Here is a 24,952-nt window from a genome sequence, read left to right on the forward strand (position 1 = left end):
TTTTATACATTTGATCTACAATAAAAAAGGTTCAGAATTTCTTCTGAACCTTTTATTTTTATAATAGCTGAAAATTATTTGTTGAATAATTCTTCCACCTTATCCCAGTTCACAACATCAAAGAATGCTGAAACATAATCAGGTCTTCTGTTTTGGTAGTTTAAATAATAAGCATGCTCCCAAACATCCAACCCAAGAACCGGAGTTCCTTTCACGTCTGCAACAGGCATTAATGGGTTATCCTGGTTTGGAGTAGAAGAAACAGATACGGATCCGTCTGCATTTTTAATCAGCCAAGCCCACCCTGAACCGAATCTTGTTTTAGCGGCATCAGAAAAATCAGTTTTGAATTTTTCAAGACCTCCATAATTTTCAATGGCTGCCTTTACATTTCCTACAGGTTCCTTGCTTCCGCCCGGAGTTAAAATTTCCCAGAATAAAGAGTGGTTAAAGTGTCCTCCTCCATTATTTCTTACTGTTGGCTTGTCAGTTCCTGTCTGGCAGATCTCTTCGATCGTTTTTCCAGCCAATTCAGTTCCTTCAATAGCTTTATTTAAATTGTCAATATATGCCTGGTGATGTTTTGTATGGTGGATCTCCATAGTTCTTGCATCAATAGTAGGCTCCAATGCATCGTATGCATATCCTAATTTAGGTAATTCAAATGACATAATTTTTATTTTTAATGTTATATCCAAATTTAGCCAATATTTAAGCTATTATCAAAAACTGGGGATTACTTTAATAAATCTTTAACATTGATATATTGATTTAGAATGAATTAATTTTCATACGGGAAGAAAGAAACTGGAAAATAAGTGGTATTGTAGTCCAAAATCATCCCAATCTCTTTATGTAACCTCTCAAACAATCCAACCTCAATAAAAAAGCACGGAGATCAGCTGATCTCCGTGCCTTATTAACAATTAAATTAATCTATTTATTCATAGACATCAGGAATTCTTCGTTATTTAAAGTTCCTCTGATGTTTTTATTTACAAATTCCATTGCTTCTACAGGATTCATTTCAGAAAGATATTTTCTGAAAATCCACATTCTCTGTGAAGTCACTTCATCTAAAAGAAGATCATCTCTACGGGTGCTTGAAGATACAAGATCGATTGCAGGATAAATTCTTCTGTTGGCGATTTTTCTGTCCAGCTGAAGTTCCATGTTACCCGTTCCTTTAAATTCTTCAAAGATCACTTCATCCATTTTAGAACCGGTATCGATAAGTGCGGTAGCAATAATGGTTAATGAACCTCCTCCTTCAATTTTTCTCGCCGCCCCGAAAAATCTTTTCGGCTTGTGAAGCGCATTAGCATCCACACCACCCGATAAAACTTTACCTGATGCCGGCGTAACCGTATTATAAGCTCTTGCCAATCTCGTAATTGAATCCAGTAAAATCACTACATCATGCCCGCATTCAACCATTCTCTGGGCTTTTGCTAAAACAAGATTTGCCACTTTTACGTGCTTATCTGCTGCTTCATCAAATGTAGAGGCAATAACTTCTGCATTTACGCTTCTTTCCATATCGGTAACTTCTTCAGGACGTTCGTCAATCAGAAGGACCATCATGTATACTTCAGGATGATTGGCTGCAATAGAGTTAGCAATATCTTTAAGCAACATCGTTTTACCTGTTTTAGGCTGGGCAACAATCATCGCTCTCTGTCCTTTTCCGATAGGTGCAAAAAGATCCACAATTCTTGTTGAAAGTGTAGATCCATTTCCAGTAAGGTTGAATTTCTCTTCAGGAAAAAGCGGAGTTAAATATTCAAAGGCAACACGGTCTTTGATGAACGCAAGATCACGTCCGTTCACTTCCGTAGGTTTTAATAATGAAAAATATTTTTCACCTTCTTTCGGAAGTCTTACAATTCCTTTAACGGTATCTCCGGTTTTTAAACCAAAATTTCTGATCTGCGCTGTAGACACATACACGTCATCAGGAGAAGAAATATAGCTGAAATCAGATGAACGAAGGAATCCGTAGTTATCCGGAAGGATTTCCAAAACCCCTTCAATGCTTACCATCCCATCAAAACTGAATTCTTTTCTCTGTTCAGAATGATGTTCCTCATTTCTGTCAGCATGTTGTCTTTGCTGATTTTGATTTGGATTCTGATTCTGGTGTTGATTTGGATTTTGATTTTGACCCTGATTTTGGCTTTGGTGTTGATTAGGGTTCTTATTTTGGTTTCCGCTGTTTTGCGGATTGTTGTGCCCTTTTTGCTGGGATCTGGCCTGAGGTTGGGAAGTAGCAGGCTTTTCTTCGGATGGAGCAGATTCCTGAGGTTCTGCATTTTTAGGCGTTTCTGCTCTTTCTTGGGAAGCTTCTGTATTGCTTGTGTTGGCAGTCACTCTTTTTCTTTTTTTTCTAGCCTGTGCCGAATTATTTTCTTCGGGAGCAGAAACTGTTTCAGCTTTAGGCTCTTCCTGCTTTATTTCTTCAGCAGCCGGCACCTTTTCTTCTACTTTCTCTCCAGCTTTAGGGCTTTCTTCAGTGGGTGCTTCTGCTTTGGGTTTGGCAGGTTGTCTTTTAGGCGCTGCTTTTTTTACAGGTGCCTTTGCAGGTTTATCTGCCGGTTTTTCTTCAGTATCCATACTGGTTTCTGTGGCGTTGAAATAATCTTTTGCAACTTTAGGGTTAGAAGCCTGAAAGTCAAGAACGGCAAAGATCTTATCATTATCATTGCTGTTTCTAGCAACTTTAACGCCTAAATCTTTTAAGATTTTAGTCAGTTCCGTTACGGATTTTGACCTTAACGTTTCTATGTTAAACATACTTAATGTAAAAATGTAATTAATTGTGAGTAAGAAAAGTAAGTCCGGTGACTTTTGTTTTCAAGTACATATGTATAATGCAAATCTACACTTATTTTTGAATTGTGCAAAATTTATGTTATTTTTGCCAGGTATTTAATAATCAATGTTACAGAGAATACAGACTATATGGACTCTTTTGGCTGTTTTGGCCGCAGTTTTCCTTTTCATTACGGGGCAGGATGTTGACGTTTTTGGCAACATTCCGGTGATTGACATAAGCTGTATTGCCCTTGTTTTGGCAGGAGCATTGAGTATTTTCAGTTTTAAAAACAGGAAAAGACAAATTTTGCTGAATACATTCAGCATCATTATAAACGTTTTGTTGATTGGTGTATTGGCGTACTGGTTACTAAACTTATCCGGAGGAATTCAGATTCCTGAGAAGGGTATTGAGCCGGTTTTCCCATTGATCGCGATAATATGTCTGCTTATTGCAAATGTATTTATCCGCAGAGATGAGAGGCTCGTAAAATCTGTAGACCGACTTCGATAGCCTTACAACGATTTTTTGAGTGAGAACAGTTCCGAAAGGAGCTGTTTTTTTGTGTTATAATCTGAGCAATGCATTTTTTTGCTCCATCAATTTTAAACTACTAAGGTTAATAAGCTTTAAAGGTTATTCAGGTACAAATATTCTGAAAAATTAAATGATTTTCTTAATTTCGCTTAACATCATAAAGTTTCTTAATCGTTCAGATGCATATTAATTTATACCATTTCATGCAACATTTCCGTTAAGACTACGACTGATCTTATTAAATTGTATCAAAAAAATGAAAAAACTAACCTACCTTGCCCTGTCCTTATTCTCAGTATTTACTTTGGCTCAGGAAGTTTCAAAAGAAAAAGTAACCACAATACTTGCGACCTTGGCATCAGATGAAATGAAAGGCCGTGAGATTGGAACGCCGGAAAATGATAAGGCTGCAGAATATATTGCAAAACTTTTTAAAGAGAACAATCTTGAATACTGTACCGGAAATTCTTACCTGATCCCCTTCGACTATGAAGGAAAAAAGGCCTATAATGTATGTGGCATCAAAAAAGGAAAAACAGATAAATACTTGGGATTCTCCGGCCACTTCGATCACATAGGGACAAGTGACAAAACCGGTGACAATATTTATAACGGTGCAGACGATGATGCAAGCGGAATTACAACTTTAGCCGGTATCGCCGATTATTTCAAGAATAAAAACCCTGAATTCTCAATGGTTTTCATGGCCTTCAATGGTGAGGAAAAAGGTATGCTGGGCTCAAGAGCTATTTCCACAGATGCCGGTTTGGATAAGGTATATAATAATATGACGGCACTTTTCAATTTTGAAATGGTGGCTACAGAATCCCAGTTCGGAAAGAATGCTCTTTTTATGACAGGCGATGAGTTTTCTGATTTTGATGAACTTTTTAATAAGTACGCCGCAAACGGATTAAAAATCAATTCAGATCCCTATGCTGCACAAAAATTATTCTACAGATCAGACAATGTGAGTTTTGTAAAGAAAAAGATCATTGCCCACTCATTTTCTACCGTGGATATGACCAAAGCGTCCCACTACCATAATGAAAGTGATGATGTAAACGTTGTAGATTTTGATAATTTAACAACCATCATCAATAACGTTGGAAAAACTTTGGAAAAACTGACACCACAGAATTTTGCCCCGAAATATAACGACAAGGTAAAATTTTAAATAATAAATAACAAAAACAAAACCGCCGGACTGGCGGTTTTTTCATGCCCCGAACCCTTCTGATCCCTAAAAATTAAACACCCGTTTGTAACAAAACATATCTAATTGAAACATATTAATTAAAGTAAAACAGGATTAAGAACGTCTTTTCCTTTAATTTTACGTAATTTTGCTATCCAATTTTTCTTGAATGAAACCATTACAAAGAATACTTTATTTCGCGAAACCGCATCAAAAATACCTTTTTGGAAGTATGTTTTTCAATATACTGTACTCCTTACTCAATATCTTATCTGTAGGAACTATGCTTCCTATTTTGGGACTGATGTTCGGTACGATTGAAAGACAGGGAAAAGAACCGGTATGGAGTGGGGCCTTCGGCGATTATTTCAATTATATAAAGGATACAGCTTATTATTTTGTACAGACACAGATTGATCAACATGGTGCTGTTTACGTACTTGCTGTTCTGTGTGCAATTACAGGAGTTTCATTTTTACTGAGGAATATTTTCAGGTATATAGGTGCTTTCCTTTTGGTGAATTACCGTGTGGGTATTACCAAAGATCTTCGTACTGCGATGTACAATAAATTTCTGCAGCTTCCGGTTTCTTTCTTTACAGAACAGAGAAAGGGGGACATGATGTCCAGGATTTCCAATGATATCGGGGGTGTAGAAGGTGGAATTATGGGGGTATTAGTGGATATCATCAATGCGCCGTTTATGATCATCTCCTCATTGATCGCATTATTTTTACTGTCTCCTCAGCTGACCCTGTTTTCACTGGTTGTTTTCCCGGTTATGGGATTGCTGATCTCATGGACCGGAAAAAGCTTAAAAAAACAGGCTCATTATGCCCAGGCTGAGCTAGGAAACCTATTTTCACTGGTAGACGAAACTTTAAAATCGTCTAAAGTGATCAAGATCTTCAATGCGGATAAGATCCTTAAGAACAGATTCAACGAAACAACAACCAACTGGCAGAAATTTGCCATAGATATGAGCCGAAGAAGAGAACTGGCTTCTCCTATGAGTGAATTTCTTGGTTCTATTACCATTCTTATCATTACCTGGTATGCCGGAACTCAAATTTTAGAAGAGCAGACTATGAAACCACAGGCTTTCCTGGTCTTCATCGGAATGTTCTTCCAGATTTTGGATCCTGCCAAAAAACTTTCCAGTGCAATTTCTTCCATCCAGGGAGGAATGGCAAGTTTGGAAAGAGTAGCTGAAGTTCTTGATTATGATTTAAAGGTAGAGGAAATTGCAGAGCCTGTTTCAATCTCTACTCTTAACAATCAAATTGAATTCAAAAACATTGGATTCTATTATGATAAAGACAATGTTATCCTTAAAAATTTCTCACTGATCATTCCGAAAGGAAAAACCATAGCCCTTGTAGGACAGAGCGGAAGCGGAAAAACAACGATCGCCAACCTTCTGGCCAGATTCTATGATGTGAATGAGGGTGAAATTTTAATTGACGGAACTGACATTAAACATTTAAAATTAAAAGAATACCGTCAGCTTCTGGGAATGGTAACTCAGGAGTCTGTATTGTTCAATGATTCGGTTTATAATAATATCCTAATGGGTAAACCTGATGCCACCAAAGAAGAGGTAGTAGAGGCTGCAAAAATTGCCAATGCTGATGCCTTCATTTCGAATCTTCCTGATGGGTATGATGCCAATATCGGGGATGACGGGAATAAACTTTCCGGTGGCCAGAAACAGAGGGTGTCTATTGCCAGAGCCGTATTGAAAAATCCGCCGGTGATGATCCTGGACGAAGCTACTTCTGCCCTGGATACAGAATCGGAAAGATTTGTTCAGGATGCTTTGGATAAAATGATGGAAAACAGAACATCCCTGGTTATTGCCCACAGACTTTCAACAATTCAAAAAGCAGACTGGATCGTAGTGATGGAGAAAGGAATTGTAGTGGAACAGGGAACACATCACGATCTTATTGCTAAAAAAGGAATGTACCACAAGCTGGTGGAGCTTCAAAATTTTGACTAAGCGTTTATTGAATTAAATTCACTTAAATGAATCCTATACAAGAGTATTTCTACAGAATTAAAGAACCTGAAAGAAGTACTCTTTTGTTTTTACGCAAAAAGATCCTGGAATCCGACCCGGAAAATATAACAGAAACATTAAGTTTCGGGCTTCCATTCTTTAAATACAAAAAGAAAATGCTGTGTTATCTTTATTACAGCAAAAAGTATAAGCAGCATTATGTAAGTTTCTATCACGGGGACAGACTAGATCATCCCTTGCTGATTCAGGATGGCAGAAAGAAGTTTAAAATCCTTTTGATTGACATGGAAGAAGATTTACCTGTTTCTTTTATTATGAATGTCATTGATGATATAAAACAGTACCTGTGACCAGCCAATACAGAAACTAAGCTCAACAAAATACAGCTGAAAATTCTTTTGATTTAACGAAATGCAAAGTTATTTAAATCAATCTGGTATAATCAAAATAGGATTACATAACATCACGCATGAGTAGAAAAACTCAGGATACCAGGCTTATATTTTAAGTATAAAGTTGTTGATGTTAATATCAGAGGGGATATCCAATTTTTTTCGGATCCGATATTTTCTGCTTTCAATCGCTCTCACACTGCTATTGGTACATGAAGCAATTTTTTTAGTGTCAAAATTCAGTCTCATTAATGCACAGATATGGATTTCGGAACTAATAAGACCTGAGTTGATATTTAAAAGGCTAGGCAGAAAATCCGGAAAATAAATCTGAAATTTTTCAATAAAGAGAGGTGAATCTACTTCTGCCAGCTCTAAAATTTCGGCAATATTGTCTTCAGTAAGATTATTGTTAATGATCTGCTGTTTCATCAATTCATTATTGACCTTAAGCAGGTCTTCGATGGTTGAATCTTTAATCTCCGTTTCCTTCATTAAACCGTTAATGAGTTTATCTTTCTGGTATATAAAGAACGCATCTATGAGAAATTTCGTAAAGCAAAAAATGATATTAAGCAATCGTATTATCTTAAAGTCTGCCTCCTTTATATATTTGCTTCTTGGTAAAAAATTCAATTCAAAATATAAACAGCCGACAAAGTTTAGAGCAATAATGATTACAATAAACAATATAAGATAATAATCTTCTTTGTAATTGAAATAAAAAGGCAATGCAAATAAAAGCGAAAAATAGAAATATTCAACACCTGCATTCCTAGAAGTATATATATAGAAAAAACTTATTATGAATGTAAGAGCTATAAAAACAATTATTATTGTTGCTTCTAAAACTCTTCTGAATTTACTGATTTTTCCTATAAAAAATATTAAAAATAACCAGAAAAAAGTAATACAGATAAGAAATGTAGATCTCCAGCCATCTCCAAATAAAAATACCGAATAAAATAAAAACAGTAAAAAAAGAAATAAAAGATAACGATTGATCAGCTTTACATAGTTATGGTCTAAATAATTATCATATACTTCATTTTCACTGTTAATTAGTTTAGAAATCTTGCTTATCATATTCCAAAACGTTTAAAATGTGACTGTATTACAAAATACATAGTAAAGATAATTTTCCAACAGATTGATTACAAACTTATATTTTAAAAATACGCTTCCACTTGGAAAGAGTATTCCGGCTCATTCGGAAATAGTTCGCCGTTTGCGTGTTATTAAGTTTGTTTTTTTTCTGATATTCAAGGATATTGAGAATTGACCTTTCGTCATAGGAGCGAAGTTTTTGGTTTTTACTTTCCATTAAAAGCTCTTGCTCACCAAAAATCATTCTGTTTAATGCTATAATATCTATAACAGTATTAATCGTTTCAATTTTTTGCATGATCTTGGAATTATCCAATTTATCAGGGAATTTCTCCTCAATAATATCAATATATATTTTTTTATAATCCGGTCCCGTATCTTTCATGCTTTTTTAATCCACTTGGAAAGAGTGGTTTTAGGTATTTTGTATTTCAGGACCACCTCATTCATTGTCATCTTTTTGCTGACAATCTTTTCTATTATAAAACTCTTCACTTCCTCAGTATATATGTTTTTTCTAAAAGCCGGCAAGTTATCTTTTGGCCTAGAAATATCATACCTCTTACTGGGAGGCGCATAAAGAATCAAATGCCCGCTATACACTCTAAAAAAATCATACTCCAGTAACTTGCTCCATCTTAACAATAAAAAGGTATCAATACTGCTTTCCCGATACATACTTTCAATCTCGACCTCACTGCATTTCATAAACTTCTCAATTCTGCCAACAGGCATCTCAACTTCACCAACCCGTTTATGTATAAGCTTTCCAATATGTATACTTTTTAAATTCATCCTTCATTGGTTTTTATTATTGATTGAAAATATTAACTATTGCTGTCGCGGATACAAAATTATCTACAACCCACTTAGTCCCCTCATAATAACCTACTCAATATTACGCATGAGTAGTAAAACTCATACACAAAGAGATTATGGAGGAATCAGAATAATTTCAAACTGTCAGCTTCATACAAAAAACAAAAAAGGAGAAAACTTAATTTCTCCTTTTTTTATATTTTGATTTTATTCTGTATTAATCTTTCATTTTGGCGATCACATCAATACCTCCTTTCGTAATATCTCCGATCTTGCAGATGATTTCAGTGTCTAAAGGCAGAAATACGTCCATTCTCGACCCAAATTTGATAAACCCGAACTCATGCCCCGCTTTTGCCTGATCGCCCTCATTACAGTAGAAAACAATCCTTCTGGCTACATATCCGGCAATCTGTCTGAATACAACCTGATGATTTGTTTCTGTTTCTACAGCTACCGTTGTTCTTTCATTCTCTGTAGATGACTTTTCGTGCCATGCTACAAGATATTTTCCGGGATGGTATTTCTTATAAATCACTTTTCCTGAAACCGGATATCGGCAGATGTGAACATTCAGCGGTGACATGAATATGGAAACCTGAATGGCCTTTCCTTTAATAAATTCAGTCTCATCCACCTCTTTGATCATAACCACTTTTCCATCTACCGGAGCAATCACGTTTTCTCTGTGCTCAAGTATATCACGATCCGGAACTCTGAAAAACCAAAATACTAAACTGTAAACAACCAATAATGGCATAATGATGAGCAACGACCATATTTTAAGAAAATAAATAGCTAATACACTTATGATGATAAACAGTATCGTTGCTACGGTAATCGTCCCTTTTGATTCCTTATGTAATTTCATGAGATTAAATAAATTTTTCTAAAATAAAGTACAAATATACGACAGGAACGCAGATTAAAAAACTGTCCAGTCTGTCCAGCACTCCTCCATGCCCAGGAATGATGTTTCCGCTGTCTTTCACCCCGAAATTTCTCTTAAGCTGGCTTTCTACAAGATCACCCAACGGAGCAAATGCAGCAACAAGGAAACCTACCACCATCCAGTTTCCACGAAGTTCGGGCTGGTAATGCTCTACAAAGTAAGATAAAACCAACGTCAGGACAACCCCTCCTCCATATCCTTCCCAGGTTTTCTTTGGGGAGATTTTAGGGGCCATTTTATGTTTTCCGAAAAACTTTCCGGTAAGATATGCAAAAGTATCACTGCTCCAAATGAGGATAAATAGGAAAAGGACCTCCAGTGAAAATGTCCCTTCAAAGCTGGAAAACTTGGGCAGACCTAATGCAAAGCTGAAAGGCAATGCCACATAGATTACCGTGAATATCAGTTTTCCGCTGTCATAATATAATTCGTTGGGATATTTGAATAATGTAACCACCGCAATAGCAATCAGAGAAATAGCCAGTATTTCGTTCAGCCTGAAATCAAAAAAGAAGTCGTGATGGAAATATCTTTTGGAAAAAACATAGTAAATAAAAATCACTAGCGGGAGTACGATCCATTTTTCATAACCTTTCCCAAACTTCATGATTTTAACGCATTCCCAGGTACCTACCAGCAGCAAAAGAGTAATCAGACCATGATACAGATATTCCTGTCTGATAAGGTCCGGATGGATTTTGTTGATCAGCTGGGCACCCAGCGGTGTAGTGCAAAGAATGATAACGGCAACGTAAACAAGTCCGGAAATGGTTCTTTGAATAAGGTTTTTGTCCAAAATGTAAAATTTATAAGTTGATGCTTAATCTTCAAGCAGCAATAAAAACAGTTTTGTATTCGTATTGGAAGAAGTATCCAAGCTTGACTGACCTCCGCTGATGGAAGTAAGATTCTTGATATTCCCGTTCCTTTTTATTTTTCCCATTGCATCATTAAGGTTATTTACGATCTGTGATACATTAGCCATGATAATGATTTTTCCCGGAAGTCTTGAAGAATGGTAATGCAGAATATTGTTGTGCGAAAGCATAATCCTGCCATCATAGGCAATAAGATATTCGCAGGTAATGAAGGCAGCATCATTAGAGTGCTCCATTTCAGAAGTATAGGGTATTTTTACCACGTTCAAAAAGTTCTGAAGCTCTTTGTCCCAGCAGAAAACATTGTTAATTCCCTCTATTTTCACAATCTGGTTTAAAGTCTGTAGAGCTTCCGCTTCATCTGCACAGTAATTAAAAAAACCTCCTGAATGCGTAAATAATTGCGCAAACTTATAGTCAAGATCCGCATTTTTCAGCGAATCCCCGAGCTTCTCCAGACTCTGTTTTTCTTCTTCCTCAGGCTGGTTGGTAAGTTTGCTTACAATCCTCTTGAATAAATTCAACTTAATCTATTTTTAGTCAACTTTATACAAAAATAGAAAATAAATTACAATAGATTCTAAAAATAGTCCTTAAATATGAAAAAACCTGACAATTCTAAGAATGCCAGGTTTTTTTTAATATGTTTTGGAAATATTTTAAAGCTGAGTCGGGCTTTCCGGGGCCTGAATTTCACCTTCTTCATTCTTATCCTGAATCATCTGCTCATCGGTTTCTTTCACAGTAGAAATCGTGCTTGTAACAGGTCTTTCTGTTAACTCAGGATCCCATGCTCTTTTACCGAATATATCTTCAAGATCTTCGCGGAAGATCACTTCTTTTTCTAAAAGCTTATTCGCCAAAGCATCAAGCTTATCTTTATTCTCAGTAAGAATTCTTACTGCTCTTTCATATTGATTTTCAATGATCGATTTGATCTCTGCATCAATTTTCGTAGCAGTCTCTTCAGAATAAGGTTTCCCAAAAGAATATTCAGACTGGCCTGAGCTGTCATAGTAAGAAATATTCCCAATATTAGGGCTTAGACCGTAAACAGTAACCATAGCCTGCGTTCTTTTTGTTACTGATTCAAGATCAGACAATGCACCTGTCGAAATATTATTGAAAATAACCTGCTCTGCTGCTCTGCCTCCCAAAGTTGCACACAATTCGTCCAGCATTTGCTCTGTAGTCGTCAGCTGTCTTTCTTCCGGAAGATACCAGGCTGCGCCTAAAGAACGTCCTCTTGGGACAATCGTTACCTTTAAAAGCGGTGCTGCATGCTCTACCAACCATGAGATCGTAGCATGGCCTGCTTCATGATAAGCCACCCTTCTTTTTTCAGACGGTTTGATAGCCATGTTTTTCTTCTCAAGACCTCCGATGATCCTGTCTACAGCATCAAGGAAATCCTGTTTTGTAACGGAAGTATGACTGTTTCTCGCTGCAATCAACGCTGCTTCGTTACATACATTCGCAATATCCGCACCACTGAATCCAGGGGTTTGTTTTGCAAGGAAATCTCTGTCAACAGTATCGTCCAGCTTGATTTTTTTCAAGTGAACATCAAATATCTCTCTTCTTTCGTGTAATTCCGGAAGATCTACGTAGATCGAACGGTCAAAACGTCCGGCTCTCATCAGGGCTTTATCTAAAATATCCGCTCTGTTGGTAGCAGCCATCACGATAACGTTAACGTCTGTTCCAAAACCGTCCATTTCTGTAAGAAGCTGGTTCAGGGTATTTTCTCTTTCGTCATTTCCTCCTGAGAAATTATTTTTTCCTCTTGCACGTCCAATCGCATCAATCTCATCAATAAAGATGATGGCGGGAGATTTAGCTTTTGCCTGAGCAAAAAGGTCTCTAACTCTTGAAGCTCCTACTCCAACGAACATTTCTACGAAATCTGAACCTGAAAGGGAAAAGAATGGTACTTTAGCTTCACCTGCAACAGCTTTTGCCAATAATGTTTTACCAGTTCCCGGAGGGCCTACCAGAAGTACACCTTTAGGAATTTTACCTCCCAGCTTTGTATATTTTTCGGAATTCTTCAGGAAATCTACCACTTCCTGTACTTCTTCTTTAGCTCCTTCAAGACCTGCAACATCTTTAAATGTCACCTGGATTCTTTCTTTTTCGTCAAAAAGTTTCGCTTTAGATTTTCCTATTGAAAAGATCTGTCCGCCAGGACCTCCACCTCCACCCATCTTTCTGAAAAGAAGGAAGTAGAAAAGGCCTAAGATCGCAATCCATATCAATGCGGAAACCAAGATATCCATGAACGGGTTTTTGCCTGCTCCGTAATCTTTTGTGGTTTTGATATTAGCATCTGCGGCTTTTATCTGATCAAATTTTTGAAGGAAAAGCTGAAGGTCTCCATATTTTACGGAGAAATCTGCTTTTGGGGCCATCTCGAATGCAGAAAGAGGATTGTTTTGGTTGGCCGTTTTACTGGCCATTGCTGTCTTTGCTGCTTTTGTCAGGAAAACATCAGCTTTCTCTGTGTCTTTGTATATGATAACGTTTTGGACCTTTCCTGCCTGCATTTCCCTAAAGAAAGCATCCTCATCAATAGATTTTGCACTGTCGCCTCCTAAAAAATTGGAACCGAAAAATAACAAAAGAGCCACGATTGCAATTGGAAAAAACCAGTTGAATCCTTTATTGTTCATTTATACTTTTTAAAATTTAAAATTCATATTCTATTTTGGTAATTGCCGCATCTCCCCAAAGTTCTTCAATATCGTAATATTCACGTACTTCTTTCTGGAAAATGTGCACTACCACTGTTACGTAATCTACCAAAACCCACATTGAGTTTTCGGTACCCTCTACATGCCAGGGTCTATCTTTAAGATCGTTTCTTACTTTTTTCTCAACACTTCCTGCCAATGCAGAAACCTGTGTATTGGAGTTTCCGCTACAAATTATAAAAGTTTCTGCGACAGAATTTTCAATTTTTGAAAGATCAAAAATCATTATATCTTCTCCTTTTACATCCTGGATGGCTTCAACAATTTTATCTATTAGCGCCTGCTTTTCTGCTGTTTTATTCATTAAAATATCTATAATCTGCAAATTTATTGTTTTTCTTTTACTTTAGCCTTATTTTTAGCCCTTTAAAGTCTTAAAGTTTTCTTAAATGGGTCAATTATTTTATTTAAAAGAGTGTTCTTCTACTAATGACGAAATATCTCAGTTTTTACTTTACGGAAATTCAGATTTTACGGCTTTATATACATTCAACCAAACCAAAGGCCGCGGACAATACGGAAACTCATGGGCGGCAGCGGCCGGAAAAAATGTTGCGTATACACTGGCTGTTAAGGCTCAGAGCTTTCTGCTCTCAGATTTTATATTCAATTACTATACCGCAGTTGTTATCCGGGATTTCCTTGCCAATTTGACTGATAATGACGTTAAAATAAAGTGGCCGAATGATATTATCCTTAAAAATAAAAAAATCGTCGGAATTTTAATTGAAAAGAAAAAAATTAACCAAAACAATTATTTTATCATTGGGGCAGGCTTCAATGTTCTGCAGGATCAATTTGATGAAATATCGCATGCAGGATCGCTTCTGACGCAGACAGGACAGCTTTATGATCTTGATGATTTCGTATCAACGCTTCACGAATATCTGTCAGAAAAACTGAAAAACATTCCAACTGAACGGGAAATCATTGATCAATTCAACCGGAATTTATACCGTAAAGATGAGATCTCGGTCTTCGAGATTGAAAAAGAGAGACAAAATGGCATTATCCTGAATGCTGATGAAAAGGGAGAGATCTGGATAGAACTTGAAAAAGACGGATTAAAATCTTTCTACCATAAAGAGATTAAACTTCTTTACTGATTAGCTCTTTTCAGATACAAGTATAGGGTAAGCGGAAAAAATACCATATTGGGAAGCCACATGGCCACGGCCGGCGAAAGGCTTCTGTTCTCTGAAACTACTTTTAAGGCTTCAAAAGAGAAAACGAAAACAAACGCCAGAGAAATCCCTATCGCCAGGTTGACGCCAAGGCCTCCTCTTTTTTTCTGAGACGCCAGTGAAAGTGCCAGGAATGTTAAAATAATAATAGCAACCGGCATTGAGGTTCTCTGATGAAACTCATTAAGATAAGAATTCAGGTTGCTGTTTCCCCTTTCTTTTTCCCTGTCGATGAATTTGATAAGTTCAGGGGTGGTTTTATTCTGACCAAGCAATTCGTTCGGGAAAAGCTCTTCAGGGGAATGCCCGTATTTTTTCCTCATTTCAATCCCGTTACCCAGCTTTTCAGTATTGTCTTTATTGACGGTTTTTTCCAGGTAGTTAGTAATGATAAACTGTTTTTTAGCTTTGTCCCAATATACTTCTGACCCCTTCAGCTCATAGATCATCTTTCTGTTTTTATCAAATTTCTGATAAACAAAGCCTGAACCTCTGGTTTCCCTTTTATTCCAGGAATTCACGAAGATGTATTCTGATTTACTGAACTGGGCAGATGCCGGGCCTGTCCCCAGGATCTTTTCTTTGTTGGCGGCATTGTAGGTATAGGCTTCCAGCTCATTTTTCTTGATATTAGCCCACGGAAGCACCATATGATTCACCACAAGCGATATCAAGGCAATAAAAAGGGAAGTATACAGGTAAGGTTTCGCAAATCTGTGGAAACTGGCCCCACTACTGATTACAGCAACAATTTCAGTATTATTTGCCATTCTGGATGTGAAATAAATCACGGAAATAAACACAAGGATAGCCAGGAAGGTTACGACAAGGTTAATGATCCAGAACGGGTAAAAGTGAATCAGGAAATACATTACATCCAGCTTGGGATCTAATGCTTTTGCATTTTCTATTCTTGGAATTTTCTGCTGTACATCGATGACCAATACAACTATAGACAACAATATCAGCATGAAACTGAACGTTCCAAGGTATTTTTTAATGATATATCTGTCTATAATTTTGATCATGATGTTTCTGTTTTAAAGTCTCTGTCTAAGAACCGGCACTACAGATTTTTTCCATTCATAGAAATCACCTGCCACAATATGCTCTCTCGCCACTTTTACAAGGTCCAAATAAAACGCCAGATTATGTACGGACGCGATCTGTTTTGCAAGATATTCTTTTGACACAAATAAATGGCGCAGATATGCTTTTGAATATTCTCTGTCTACATAATTCGTTCCAAATTCATCCAGAGGAGAAAAGTCACGCTTCCATTTTTCATTTTTAAGATTCATTACACCTTGCCATGTGAAAAGCATTGCATTTCTGGCATTTCTGGTAGGCATTACGCAATCCATCATATCGATACCCAAGCCGATAGATTCAAGGATATTCCACGGAGTTCCTACTCCCATAAGGTATCTTGGTTTATCTTTTGGAAGAATATCCGTTACTTCATCCGTAATTCTGTACATTTCTTCTTCCGGTTCTCCTACAGAAAGTCCTCCGATTGCATTTCCCTCTGCTCCTGCCTCGGAGATAACTTCAGCCGATATTTTTCTAAGATCTGAATAGGTAGATCCCTGAACAATTGGGAAAAGTCTTTGTTTGTAGCCGTACATTTCTTTATTCTGCTCGGTCCACTCAATACATCTTTTCAGCCAACGGTGTGTAAGCTCCATGGATGTTTTGGCCTGATTGTATTCGCAAGGATAAGGTGTACACTCATCAAAAGCCATGAAGATATCTGCTCCGATCTGTCTCTGGATCTCCATAGATTTTTCCGGGGTGAACATATGATAACTTCCGTCGATATGAGATTTGAACTTCACGCCTTCTTCAGACATTTTTCTGCTTTTGGAAAGCGAAAATACCTGAAAACCTCCTGAGTCGGTAAGGATTGGCAGGTCCCAGTTCATAAATTTATGCAGTCCTCCTGCTTCCTGCATGATATCCATTGTAGGACGGAGATACAGGTGGTAGGTGTTACCCAGTATAATCTGGGCTTTAATGTCTTCTTTTAATTCTCTCTGGTGAACTGTTTTCACACTTGCTACAGTTCCTACAGGCATAAAGATAGGCGTCTGGATCTTCCCGTGGTCTGTAGTGATCTCTCCTGCTCTTGCTTTTCCTTCAGAGGTTTTTTCTATATTAAAAAATTTCATTCGTATATTCTTTTAATTCACTGCCATTAATGGTCCTGCTTTGGTGGCAGAAACATTTCCGCATCATAATTACCTGTTTAAAACGGGCGTGTTTCCACTGTTCTTCAACTTGTCTTGTATGTATTTATCCGCTTTCGGGTCTTTTTTCAATACTATTTTCTGTGCTTCTTCCGCAATATCTTTCATTTTGTCTCTAACGACATAATATTTAAAGCTTTCTACAAAATCATCAGATTTTACCTGGTGTGTTTTAAGGACAAACCTTGTTCCTGCTTCTAAGTTTTTGTTCTGATAAATAATGACCGCCTGATCCGTAATAGCAAGGTCGGCCAGGATCTCAGCCATCTTTTCAGGCTCGATCAGGTTTTTAGGCTTGTCGATATAGTCGCTGCATGAGAACATGAACAGCATAACGAAAATGAAGACCAGCTTTCTCATAATCTGTTGATTATTGATTTCCATTTTAAATTTAAAACTCCAAATACAGCTTCATGAATAATGCCACCGTTCATTTTGCTTTCTCCTAAAATTCTGTTTGTAAATATAATAGGAACTTCTACAATTTTAAAACCTTTTTTAAAAGCTCTGAACTTCATTTCAATCTGAAAGCCGTATCCTTTAAGCTTCACATTATTCAGACCTATTTCTTCGAGAACTTTTCTGGAAAAACAGACAAAGCCTGCTGTGGTATCATGAATAGGAAGCCCTAAAATAAACCTTACGTATTTGGACGCAAAATAGGAAAGCAGAACACGCCCCATTGGCCAATTCACCACGTTTACTCCTTTTGAATAGCGTGATCCTATTGCCATATCTGCATTTACGCAGGCTTCAAAAAGTTTAGGCAGATCATTTGGATTATGTGAAAAATCGGCATCCATTTCAAAAATGTAGTCATATTTGTTTTCGATAGCCCATCTAAATCCGTGGATATATGCTTTCCCCAAACCGTCTTTCACATGCCTTACCGACATATGGAGATGGTGTGGAAATCTTTTCTGAATTTCCCTTACTATCTCAGCCGTTCCATCCGGAGAAGAATCATCCACTACCAGAATATGAAAATCGTCCTCCAATGCAAAAACCGCGGAAATAATATTTTCAATATTTTCCTTTTCGTTATAAGTAGGGATAATGACGAGTTTTTTCATTTCAGTTTGCAAAGATAGTTTATTTAACCTTTTTATTTTATACAAAATAATCTATAATTTTGCAAAAAACATTCCTTTGCTGTTATCACAAAACTTTATAAACCACGTAAGAATACCTGAGAACAATGACTGGGTAATCTTTATCTTAATAGGATGCATATTCCTGTATGTTTTCATGATGAATATCATAGAAAGGGACGCCAGCCTGAAAGACTTTCTGCTTCAGAAATATTTTGATGCCAGCAACAACCTCCCGAGCTGGATCATTACTTCCTGCGTAACGGCACTTACTTTATCTGCTTTACTTTCCCAATATATCCCCATAGTTCCAAAATACATTAATGATCTGCAGCTTTTCGGATATCAGCTTAATAAATTTGGGTATACATTGCTGGCGGTCGTATTTTTTTACACCTCGAAATCCGCATTGGGCTTTTTATTTTACCAAAGCATAGGTGATGGTAGAAAATGGACTATTTTTTATTTTACCTCCACAAAATTCTACTTCATCCTTTCATTTTTACTAATAATTTTATGTGTAACCCACTATTATTTCCCAATAGACAGAAATAAAATATTTTCGTATTACTTCTACTTCTTTGCATTTGTCACTGTTTTCAAGATTTTCTTCTATTTGTTTCACAAAAACAATATTCTTCCCGAAAAATGGTATTATAAATTTTTGTATATTTGCACCCTCCAAATCGCACCTTTATTGTTGCTTTGGAAGTTGTTATTTTTTTAATAAAAGTCAATGATGAGAATAAAGTCTATATTGGTTTCTCAACCAGCGCCTAGTGAGTCTTCTCCATATCTGGATATAGCAAAGAAGGAAAAAATAAAGATTGATTTCCGTCCTTTCATCCACGTCGAAGGAGTTGACAACAAAGAACTAAGAACTCAGAAGATAGATCTGACGCAGTTTACCGGGATTATTTTCACCAGCAAAAATGCGATAGACCATTACTTCAGACTTGCCGAAGAATTGCGTTTTGCAGTTCCGGATACGATGAGATATATCTGCCAGTCTGAGGCAATTGCCAACTATCTTCAGAAACATATCGTTTATAGAAAGAGAAAGATCAGCTTTGGGGAGAAAAACTTCTCAGATCTTCTTCCTCTGTTTAAAAAATTCCCTACTGAAAAATACCTTCTCCCGTCTTCAGACGTCTTAAGCCCGGATATCGTAAAAACGATGGAAACGGCTAATGTGGACTGGACAAGAGCAATCATGTACAGAACAGTTTGCAGCGATCTTACGGATATCAATGCCAAAGATTACGACATGCTGATCTTTTTCAGCCCGCAGGGAATCAAATCTCTTCAGCAGAATTTCCCGGATTTCAAGCAGGAAGAAACAAAGATCGGTGTTTTCGGAAACACTACTTTAGCAGCAGCGGAAGAAGCTGGCTTAAAGGTAGATCTTATGGCTCCTACAAAGGAAACTCCGTCTATGACAATGGCACTTGAAAAGTATATTAAAGCTCTTCATAAATAGACTTTAATACCCAATATAAAACAGCCGTCTTTTCAATACAGAAAAGATGGTTTTTTTTTAACTAAATTTGAACAAGAATTAATATTGAATGAAATGTCCTATGAACCATCTCAAAACAAGAGAAATTTAGGGCATTACACCAGGCCAAATAAATTTAAAATATTTAAATGAAAGCTCCACAGGCAAAAAAAATAGAAAAAATACTAGAAATACACGGCGACAGAAGAATTGACAATTACTTCTGGCTTAATGAAAGAGAAAATCCTGAAGTTATACAATATCTTGAAGAGGAAAATGCCTATGAAGAGTTCATGATGAAAGATACCGAGGCTTTCCAGGAAGAGCTTTTCGAAGAAATGAAAGCCCGCTATAAAAAAGACGACGAGTCTCTCCCTTATTTCTTTAACGGATACTGGTATATTGTACGCTATGAAGAAGGAAAAGAATATCCTATTTTCTGCAGGAAACCCAAAAGCCTGGACAATGCAGAAGAAATCATCGTTGACGTTAATGTTTTAGCAGAAGGCGAAACCTATTTTGAAGTGGGCAGTATAGCTGTTTCTCCAAATAATGAACTGGTTTCTTTTTCATCAGACAATGTAAGCCGCAGGATTTATACCATTAACTTTAAAAATCTTGTAACGGGAGAAATTTTCCCGGACCAGATTCTGAATACAACAGGAAAAGCCGTCTGGGCAAATGATAATGAGCATGTTTTCTATATCAGAAAAGATGAAAGTTTACGGGCTTTCCAGGTGTACAGACATAAGCTTGGTACTGATGCCTCGGAAGATGTTTTGATTTTTCATGAAGAGGATGATACTTTTGATGTAAATGTCTTCAAGACAAAATCAATGCAATATATTTTTATTGCCAGCTCCAGCACGATTTCTGATGAGCACAGATTTATTCCTTCTGACAATGTTTTTGCAGAATGGAAAATCATCCAACCCAGAATAGATGATCTGGAATATTCGGTAGAGCATTTTGAAGATGAATTTTATATCATCACTAATGCAGATGACGCAACCAATTTTAAAATCGTAAAAACGAAAATTGACAACTGTGGAATGGAGAACTGGATCGATGTTATTCCGCACCGTCCTGAGGTTCTGCTGGAAGGGTTTGAAATTTTCAGAGATTATCTGGTTCTGGAAGAAAGAGAAGAAGGACTTCTTCAGATCAAAATCATTGATGAAAAAAACCAGGAATCTTATTATCTCCCTTTTTCTGATCCAACCTATACGACCTACATCGGGATCAATATGGAGTTTGATACTGAGGTTCTCCGTTATGGCTACACGTCACTGACACAACCAAGCTCAACCTATGAGTATAATATGAAGGAGAAGACCACTCAGCTCCTGAAACAGCAGGAAGTTCTTGGCGGAAAATTTGTTCCTGAAAATTATATTTCAGAAAGAATCTGGGCAGAATCAAGAGATGGAGAAACAAGAATTCCTATCTCACTGGTTTATCATAAAGACACTCAAAAGTCTGCAAATACGCCCTTACTGTTATATGGCTACGGAAGTTACGGACATACAGTGGATGCAAGCTTCTCCAATGTAAGACTTTCTATTTTAGACAGAGGATTCATTTATGCCATTGCTCATATCCGCGGTGGAGAATATCTGGGCAGAGAATGGTATGAAGACGGTAAAATGCTTTTCAAGAAAAATACATTCTTCGATTTCATTGATGCCGGAAAGCATTTAATTAAGGAAAACTATACATCATCAAACCATATGTATGCAATGGGCGGAAGCGCAGGTGGTCTTCTGGTAGGAGCCGTTGTGAATTATGAACCTAAGCTTTTTAACGGAATTGTAGCACAGGTTCCGTTTGTAGATGTGGTGACAACAATGCTGGATGAAACTATTCCACTGACAACCGGAGAATATGATGAATGGGGGAATCCGAATGACAAGCAATATTATGAGTACATGAAGGAATATTCGCCTTACGATAATGTTGAAGCAAAAGATTATCCTCATATGCTGATCACAACAGGTCTTCACGATTCCCAGGTACAGTATTGGGAACCGGCAAAATGGACTGCAAAACTAAGAGAACTGAAAACAGATGATCATCTTTTATTGTTCAAAACCGACATGAGCTCAGGCCACGGCGGAGCGAGCGGAAGATTTGAATCATTGAAGGAAGATGCTCTGGAATATGCGTTCTTGCTGAAAATAGATGATAATAGATAAAAAATGATTGATAATGAATGCAGACAACAATTACAATCAAGTATTTTCAAAAAGAACTAAATCTTTGACGATTACTATTATTAATGAGCTGTCTGAGATTCCTTATTCAGATAAGATATCAAATATCAGAAAACAGATTTTCAGATCAGCATCATCAACAGCCAGTAATTACAGAGCAATGTGCAGGGGCCGCTCTCTAAAAGAAAAATATTCTAAAATATGTATTGTTGTAGAAGAAGCTGATGAGACATTATTTTGGCGGGAACTCATTGATGAACTAAATTTGCTTGAAACAGAAAAAATAAATAGTCTCCTTAGAGAGGCTGATGAAATCGTAAAGTCAACATCGTCATATAAAAAGAAATTAGGCGAAGACTTAAAACGCTCTAATAATCAATTATAAATTATCATTTACCAATTATATGAATGAATCAGAATACTGGAAAAAAATAGAACAGTTTTTTATAGACAATTTTGATACTGAAAAAAATCCTCCGATTGAAACACTTTTATTTCTGATCGGCCTGCAGGAATTAGGAAGCGGACAGCAGAAATATACCAAAGAGGACAAAGTAAACCTGATCCATATTGCAGTGTGCAGACTTCTGGAACCTTTTGGTTACTATAAGTTTACCCATTATGAAGATGGATGGCCGCAATATGATAAACTGGAAGAACTTCCGGAATTAAAACCAAATGAACAGTCTCTTCTGATGAAAAAAGCAATTATACAGTACTTCCAGGAAGAGGAGCTGATTTGATGTTCCGATATGGCATTTTGCAATGATGCATGATACGATACATATATATAAATTAAAAAGACGAGCTAAGCTCGTCTTTTTGCTTACAAAAGAGCCAAAAGATAAAAAATGCATTCTGGCCTTTTAAAAATTTTTACATTATTTGAGGATTTCTTCAAGTTGGGTCAGTCCCATTTTAAATCCTTCCTCAAACCCCATTTCCAGCTGTTGCTTCATAGCTTCAGAAGCTGGAAAATGAATATTGATGGTCACTTTTGTACCTTCCTCTATCCCTGTAAACCCAATCAGCCATTTTGCCTGTGCAAAATCTCCATTAATGTTCCCTTTTTCATCACAAAAAGCATCTACCCCATCAAAACTTCTATGTTCTGTGATTTCACCGTATGTCAGCTGACCATACATTTTTTCACCTTCGGGTCCTACCATTGCATAGCGCCAGATTCCGCCTTCTTTAAAATCCTGTTTTACAGTTTCACATTTCCAGGGCTTCGGTGCCCACCATTGATCCAATAATTCGGATTTGGTAAAATAGTCCCACACTTTTGAAACATCAGCATCATATATTTTCATGACATACACGCTGTTTGAATCAAAATCTTTGTTAAAAATGATATTAGATTCCATAAATAATTATTTTTATTAAAGCTACTTATTTATCCATTTATAGGACTTTTCATATGACAAGTTATTTCAAATTCATAAATAATTGTTAAAAAACTCCCTTTTAAGAGAAATTAAACAATTTTTTGGCTCGTTTTTTGTTTATCAAGTCTTAAAATAATTAATTTTAACATTCATTTTTTTTCAATATATAAAATTCAATAATGAATAATAAATTCATCCCAATAATTTCGGTGTTTATGACAATCTCACTGATTGTTTTTGTCACGCTCCAATTTTATTGGCTGAAAGGTTATTACGGTGCTCTGGAGCAGGAATTTTCCAATAAAGTATACGCTGCTTTAGAAAACACTTCAAAAAATATTGAAGAAATTGAAGCTGACAAATACCTGAACCAGGATTATACTAATCTAAGAAACAATATCCTTGCCAGCAAAGATCAGCCTTCCTTAACAACCATTCAGCAGGTAGAAGATTCCGGTACACAGCGCCAGATCATCTATTCCAAAAACATCATATCAAAAACACAGCTTCCTATCTCTCAGAAAGGTGATTCAGTAAATCTGACCACTCTGTATACTGACGATGCAACTTATAAAATAAAGAAAGATACCACCAACCGTGAGCTTCTTACCACAGACCTCAACAATGATATTGAAAATGGGGATTATGCGATAAAAGAATTCGTAAAAGTGGTAGGCACCAATCTGCCCATCGATAAAAGAGTGGATCCCAGAGTTCTTGATTCAGTAATCGCTAAAGAACTGAAAGTAAAGGGCATCACTGCAAAATTCGGGTATGGGGTAATTGATAAGAACAACAAACTTACAAGTGTTGTCAATAAGGTTTATAAAGAGAAAAAAGACAGCAATACCTATATCTATCCTTTATTTACAGATAAGAAAGACCGGACTTTATACAGTCTGGCTTTAGTGTTTCCTAAAAAAGAATATTCTCTGGCAATGAACAACTGGCCTATGCTTCTGGGAACCTTCCTCTCGTTACTTACTATTCTCGGAATCTATATTATTTCAATCAATTATATGATGAGACAGAAGAAGCTGGCGGAAGTAAAAACAGACTTCATCAATAATATGTCCCATGAGTTCAAAACACCTCTGGCAACGATTTCTGTAGCCACAGACTCCTTAGCCAATGATAAGATTGCTACCAATCCAGATAAAGTAAAATACTATTCTGAACTGATCAAGCAGGAAAATCTAAGGATGAAAAAGCAGGTGGAAAATGTCCTGAATATGTCCAAGCTTGAAAGAAACGAGGTAGAGCTATTCTTAAAGGAAACCAATGTGCGGGAACTGATCAAAAGAACAACGGAATCTTTTAATCTTATTGTGAAGCAGAGAAACGGTTCTTTGACACAGGAATTTAATGCAACGAACTATATTTTTAAAATAGACGAATTCCACATCTCAAATATGCTGGTGAATTTGCTGGACAATGCCAACAAATATTCACCGGAAGCGCCAGAGATTAAAGTAAAAACAAGTAACGAAGGAAACTGGTATGTCATAGAAATTTCCGATAAGGGAATGGGAATGGAGACTCAGAATAAAACCAAGATCTTTGAAAAATTCTTTAGAGAAGAAACCGGAAATATCCACAATGTAAAAGGACAGGGGCTGGGACTTTCTTACGTAAAGAAAATTGCAGAACTGCACAAAGGACAGATACTTGTGGACTCCCACAAAGACAAAGGAAGTACGTTTACGATAAAGCTCCCGATGAGCTAGGAAAGATAAATAATGATGGATAAGTGAGCATTCATCAATCATAAAATAGAAACCAAATAACAAATATAGAAGATAGAGTGAGAACGTTCATTCTTAATTTTTAATCATTAATTTTAATTATTAAAATC

At 36.7% G+C, this 24,952-nt stretch carries 26 protein-coding genes; 11 read left to right on the plus strand and 15 right to left on the minus strand.

Going from position 1 to position 24,952, the window contains the following annotated elements; all coding sequences use genetic code 11:
- Nucleotides 1-74: 74 nt before the first annotated feature.
- Both J2T03_RS11935 and rho read right to left on the minus strand, forming a co-directional pair.
- Nucleotides 75-671: a superoxide dismutase gene (locus tag J2T03_RS11935; protein WP_307211405.1), complete on the minus strand. Its 597-nt coding sequence runs from the start codon at nt 669-671 to the stop codon at nt 75-77.
- 265 nt (nt 672-936) lie between these two features.
- Nucleotides 937-2,793: a transcription termination factor Rho gene (rho, locus tag J2T03_RS11940; RefSeq protein ID WP_307211407.1), complete on the minus strand. Its 1,857-nt coding sequence runs from the start codon at nt 2,791-2,793 to the stop codon at nt 937-939.
- A 145-nt stretch (nt 2,794-2,938) separates the two neighbouring features.
- Here rho and J2T03_RS11945 point away from each other — a divergent pair, with 145 nt between their 5' ends.
- The 4 genes from J2T03_RS11945 (at nt 2,939) to J2T03_RS11960 (ending at nt 6,923) form a co-directional block, all read left to right on the plus strand.
- On the plus strand, nt 2,939-3,328 hold the full coding sequence (locus tag J2T03_RS11945; RefSeq protein ID WP_306840574.1) for a DUF4293 domain-containing protein: 390 nt from the start codon (nt 2,939-2,941) through the stop codon (nt 3,326-3,328).
- Between the two features lie 280 nt (nt 3,329-3,608).
- The gene (locus tag J2T03_RS11950; protein WP_306840575.1) at nt 3,609-4,529 is read left to right on the plus strand and encodes a M28 family peptidase; all 921 of its coding nucleotides are present in this window, start codon (nt 3,609-3,611) and stop codon (nt 4,527-4,529) included.
- 190 nt (nt 4,530-4,719) lie between these two features.
- The gene (locus J2T03_RS11955) at nt 4,720-6,552 is read left to right on the plus strand and encodes an ABC transporter ATP-binding protein (protein WP_306840576.1); all 1,833 of its coding nucleotides are present in this window, start codon (nt 4,720-4,722) and stop codon (nt 6,550-6,552) included.
- A 26-nt stretch (nt 6,553-6,578) separates the two neighbouring features.
- Nucleotides 6,579-6,923, plus strand: coding sequence for a DUF1801 domain-containing protein (locus J2T03_RS11960; RefSeq protein ID WP_306840577.1), 345 nt, complete (start codon nt 6,579-6,581; stop codon nt 6,921-6,923).
- 147 nt (nt 6,924-7,070) lie between these two features.
- Here J2T03_RS11960 and J2T03_RS11965 read toward each other — a convergent pair whose 3' ends face one another.
- The 8 genes from J2T03_RS11965 to rsfS form a co-directional block, all read right to left on the minus strand.
- Entirely contained in the window at nt 7,071-7,460 is a 390-nt protein-coding gene (locus tag J2T03_RS11965) for a helix-turn-helix transcriptional regulator (protein WP_306840579.1), read from the minus strand.
- A 667-nt stretch (nt 7,461-8,127) separates the two neighbouring features.
- A complete protein-coding gene (locus J2T03_RS11970; protein WP_306840581.1) occupies nt 8,128-8,457 on the minus strand; it encodes a helix-turn-helix domain-containing protein in 330 nt (109 codons plus the stop codon).
- Nucleotides 8,454-8,867 (minus strand): transposase, encoded by a 414-nt coding sequence (locus tag J2T03_RS11975; RefSeq protein ID WP_307211410.1) that lies wholly within the window; start codon nt 8,865-8,867, stop codon nt 8,454-8,456. Before J2T03_RS11975 ends, J2T03_RS11970 begins: the two co-directional genes overlap by 4 nt.
- A 241-nt stretch (nt 8,868-9,108) precedes the next feature.
- Entirely contained in the window at nt 9,109-9,762 is a 654-nt protein-coding gene (locus tag J2T03_RS11980; RefSeq protein WP_306840583.1) for a phosphatidylserine decarboxylase family protein, read from the minus strand.
- 4 nt (nt 9,763-9,766) lie between these two features.
- Nucleotides 9,767-10,639 (minus strand): phosphatidate cytidylyltransferase, encoded by an 873-nt coding sequence (locus tag J2T03_RS11985; RefSeq protein WP_306840586.1) that lies wholly within the window; start codon nt 10,637-10,639, stop codon nt 9,767-9,769.
- A 24-nt stretch (nt 10,640-10,663) separates the two neighbouring features.
- Nucleotides 10,664-11,245 carry an LUD domain-containing protein gene (locus tag J2T03_RS11990; protein WP_307211412.1) on the minus strand — a complete coding sequence of 194 codons (582 nt, stop codon included), beginning with the start codon at nt 11,243-11,245 and terminating at the stop codon, nt 10,664-10,666.
- A 135-nt stretch (nt 11,246-11,380) separates the two neighbouring features.
- Nucleotides 11,381-13,393, minus strand: a complete 2,013-nt coding sequence (ftsH, locus tag J2T03_RS11995; RefSeq protein WP_306840590.1) for an ATP-dependent zinc metalloprotease FtsH — start codon at nt 13,391-13,393, stop codon at nt 11,381-11,383.
- 16 nt (nt 13,394-13,409) lie between these two features.
- A complete protein-coding gene (gene rsfS / locus J2T03_RS12000) occupies nt 13,410-13,778 on the minus strand; it encodes a ribosome silencing factor (protein WP_111958808.1) in 369 nt (122 codons plus the stop codon).
- A gap of 85 nt (nt 13,779-13,863) precedes the next feature.
- Here rsfS and J2T03_RS12005 point away from each other — a divergent pair, with 85 nt between their 5' ends.
- On the plus strand, nt 13,864-14,580 hold the full coding sequence (locus J2T03_RS12005; RefSeq protein ID WP_307211413.1) for a biotin--[acetyl-CoA-carboxylase] ligase: 717 nt from the start codon (nt 13,864-13,866) through the stop codon (nt 14,578-14,580).
- On the opposite strand, the gene J2T03_RS12010 is transcribed toward J2T03_RS12005, so the two are convergent.
- From J2T03_RS12010 to J2T03_RS12025, 4 genes are all read right to left on the minus strand, one after another.
- A complete protein-coding gene (locus tag J2T03_RS12010; protein WP_306841713.1) occupies nt 14,574-15,683 on the minus strand; it encodes an LptF/LptG family permease in 1,110 nt (369 codons plus the stop codon). The genes J2T03_RS12005 and J2T03_RS12010 overlap by 7 nt on opposite strands.
- Nucleotides 15,684-15,698: 15 nt before the next feature.
- Entirely contained in the window at nt 15,699-16,829 is a 1,131-nt protein-coding gene (tgt, locus tag J2T03_RS12015) for a tRNA guanosine(34) transglycosylase Tgt (RefSeq protein WP_307211415.1), read from the minus strand.
- Nucleotides 16,830-16,898: 69 nt separating this feature from the next.
- Nucleotides 16,899-17,291 (minus strand): DUF4296 domain-containing protein, encoded by a 393-nt coding sequence (locus J2T03_RS12020; RefSeq protein ID WP_307211418.1) that lies wholly within the window; start codon nt 17,289-17,291, stop codon nt 16,899-16,901.
- Nucleotides 17,264-17,980 carry a polyprenol monophosphomannose synthase gene (locus tag J2T03_RS12025; protein ID WP_306840595.1) on the minus strand — a complete coding sequence of 239 codons (717 nt, stop codon included), beginning with the start codon at nt 17,978-17,980 and terminating at the stop codon, nt 17,264-17,266. The genes J2T03_RS12020 and J2T03_RS12025 overlap by 28 nt, the downstream gene beginning before the upstream one ends.
- Before the next feature lie 76 nt (nt 17,981-18,056).
- On the opposite strand from J2T03_RS12025, the gene J2T03_RS12030 reads away from it, so the two are divergent.
- From J2T03_RS12030 to J2T03_RS12050, 5 genes are all read left to right on the plus strand, one after another.
- A complete protein-coding gene (locus J2T03_RS12030) occupies nt 18,057-18,725 on the plus strand; it encodes a DUF4271 domain-containing protein (RefSeq protein WP_307211420.1) in 669 nt (222 codons plus the stop codon).
- Nucleotides 18,726-18,737: 12 nt separating this feature from the next.
- On the plus strand, nt 18,738-19,478 hold the full coding sequence (locus J2T03_RS12035; protein WP_034724052.1) for a uroporphyrinogen-III synthase: 741 nt from the start codon (nt 18,738-18,740) through the stop codon (nt 19,476-19,478).
- 167 nt (nt 19,479-19,645) lie between these two features.
- Nucleotides 19,646-21,691, plus strand: a complete 2,046-nt coding sequence (locus J2T03_RS12040; protein ID WP_307211423.1) for a S9 family peptidase — start codon at nt 19,646-19,648, stop codon at nt 21,689-21,691.
- A 13-nt stretch (nt 21,692-21,704) separates the two neighbouring features.
- Entirely contained in the window at nt 21,705-22,094 is a 390-nt protein-coding gene (locus J2T03_RS12045) for a four helix bundle protein (RefSeq protein ID WP_306840598.1), read from the plus strand.
- Nucleotides 22,095-22,113: 19 nt separating this feature from the next.
- Entirely contained in the window at nt 22,114-22,452 is a 339-nt protein-coding gene (locus J2T03_RS12050) for a hypothetical protein (protein ID WP_306840599.1), read from the plus strand.
- A 138-nt stretch (nt 22,453-22,590) separates the two neighbouring features.
- Here J2T03_RS12050 and J2T03_RS12055 read toward each other — a convergent pair whose 3' ends face one another.
- Nucleotides 22,591-23,076 (minus strand): SRPBCC family protein, encoded by a 486-nt coding sequence (locus J2T03_RS12055; RefSeq protein ID WP_307211424.1) that lies wholly within the window; start codon nt 23,074-23,076, stop codon nt 22,591-22,593.
- 200 nt (nt 23,077-23,276) lie between these two features.
- Here J2T03_RS12055 and J2T03_RS12060 point away from each other — a divergent pair, with 200 nt between their 5' ends.
- Nucleotides 23,277-24,824, plus strand: a complete 1,548-nt coding sequence (locus tag J2T03_RS12060) for a sensor histidine kinase (protein WP_307211426.1) — start codon at nt 23,277-23,279, stop codon at nt 24,822-24,824.
- The last annotated feature ends 128 nt before the right edge of the window (nt 24,825-24,952 follow it).

Origin of the sequence: Chryseobacterium lathyri, from assembly GCF_030812195.1 — a bacterium.
In the GTDB taxonomy this organism is placed as follows: domain Bacteria; phylum Bacteroidota; class Bacteroidia; order Flavobacteriales; family Weeksellaceae; genus Chryseobacterium; species Chryseobacterium lathyri_A.

Coding starts and splice junctions, on each gene's coding strand:
- J2T03_RS11935 (WP_307211405.1), bottom strand. CDS start 671: ATGTCATTTGAATTACCTAAATTAGGATATGCATACGATGCATTGGAG.
- rho (WP_307211407.1), bottom strand. CDS start 2,793: ATGTTTAACATAGAAACGTTAAGGTCAAAATCCGTAACGGAACTGACT.
- J2T03_RS11945 (WP_306840574.1), top strand. CDS start 2,939: ATGTTACAGAGAATACAGACTATATGGACTCTTTTGGCTGTTTTGGCC.
- J2T03_RS11950 (WP_306840575.1), top strand. CDS start 3,609: ATGAAAAAACTAACCTACCTTGCCCTGTCCTTATTCTCAGTATTTACT.
- J2T03_RS11955 (WP_306840576.1), top strand. CDS start 4,720: ATGAAACCATTACAAAGAATACTTTATTTCGCGAAACCGCATCAAAAA.
- J2T03_RS11960 (WP_306840577.1), top strand. CDS start 6,579: ATGAATCCTATACAAGAGTATTTCTACAGAATTAAAGAACCTGAAAGA.
- J2T03_RS11965 (WP_306840579.1), bottom strand. CDS start 7,460: ATGAAGGAAACGGAGATTAAAGATTCAACCATCGAAGACCTGCTTAAG.
- J2T03_RS11970 (WP_306840581.1), bottom strand. CDS start 8,457: ATGAAAGATACGGGACCGGATTATAAAAAAATATATATTGATATTATT.
- J2T03_RS11975 (WP_307211410.1), bottom strand. CDS start 8,867: ATGAATTTAAAAAGTATACATATTGGAAAGCTTATACATAAACGGGTT.
- J2T03_RS11980 (WP_306840583.1), bottom strand. CDS start 9,762: ATGAAATTACATAAGGAATCAAAAGGGACGATTACCGTAGCAACGATA.
- ftsH (WP_306840590.1), bottom strand. CDS start 13,393: ATGAACAATAAAGGATTCAACTGGTTTTTTCCAATTGCAATCGTGGCT.
- rsfS (WP_111958808.1), bottom strand. CDS start 13,778: ATGAATAAAACAGCAGAAAAGCAGGCGCTAATAGATAAAATTGTTGAA.
- J2T03_RS12005 (WP_307211413.1), top strand. CDS start 13,864: ATGGGTCAATTATTTTATTTAAAAGAGTGTTCTTCTACTAATGACGAA.
- tgt (WP_307211415.1), bottom strand. CDS start 16,829: ATGAAATTTTTTAATATAGAAAAAACCTCTGAAGGAAAAGCAAGAGCA.
- J2T03_RS12020 (WP_307211418.1), bottom strand. CDS start 17,291: ATGGAAATCAATAATCAACAGATTATGAGAAAGCTGGTCTTCATTTTC.
- J2T03_RS12025 (WP_306840595.1), bottom strand. CDS start 17,980: ATGAAAAAACTCGTCATTATCCCTACTTATAACGAAAAGGAAAATATT.
- J2T03_RS12035 (WP_034724052.1), top strand. CDS start 18,738: ATGAGAATAAAGTCTATATTGGTTTCTCAACCAGCGCCTAGTGAGTCT.
- J2T03_RS12040 (WP_307211423.1), top strand. CDS start 19,646: ATGAAAGCTCCACAGGCAAAAAAAATAGAAAAAATACTAGAAATACAC.
- J2T03_RS12045 (WP_306840598.1), top strand. CDS start 21,705: ATGAATGCAGACAACAATTACAATCAAGTATTTTCAAAAAGAACTAAA.
- J2T03_RS12050 (WP_306840599.1), top strand. CDS start 22,114: ATGAATGAATCAGAATACTGGAAAAAAATAGAACAGTTTTTTATAGAC.
- J2T03_RS12055 (WP_307211424.1), bottom strand. CDS start 23,076: ATGGAATCTAATATCATTTTTAACAAAGATTTTGATTCAAACAGCGTG.
- J2T03_RS12060 (WP_307211426.1), top strand. CDS start 23,277: ATGAATAATAAATTCATCCCAATAATTTCGGTGTTTATGACAATCTCA.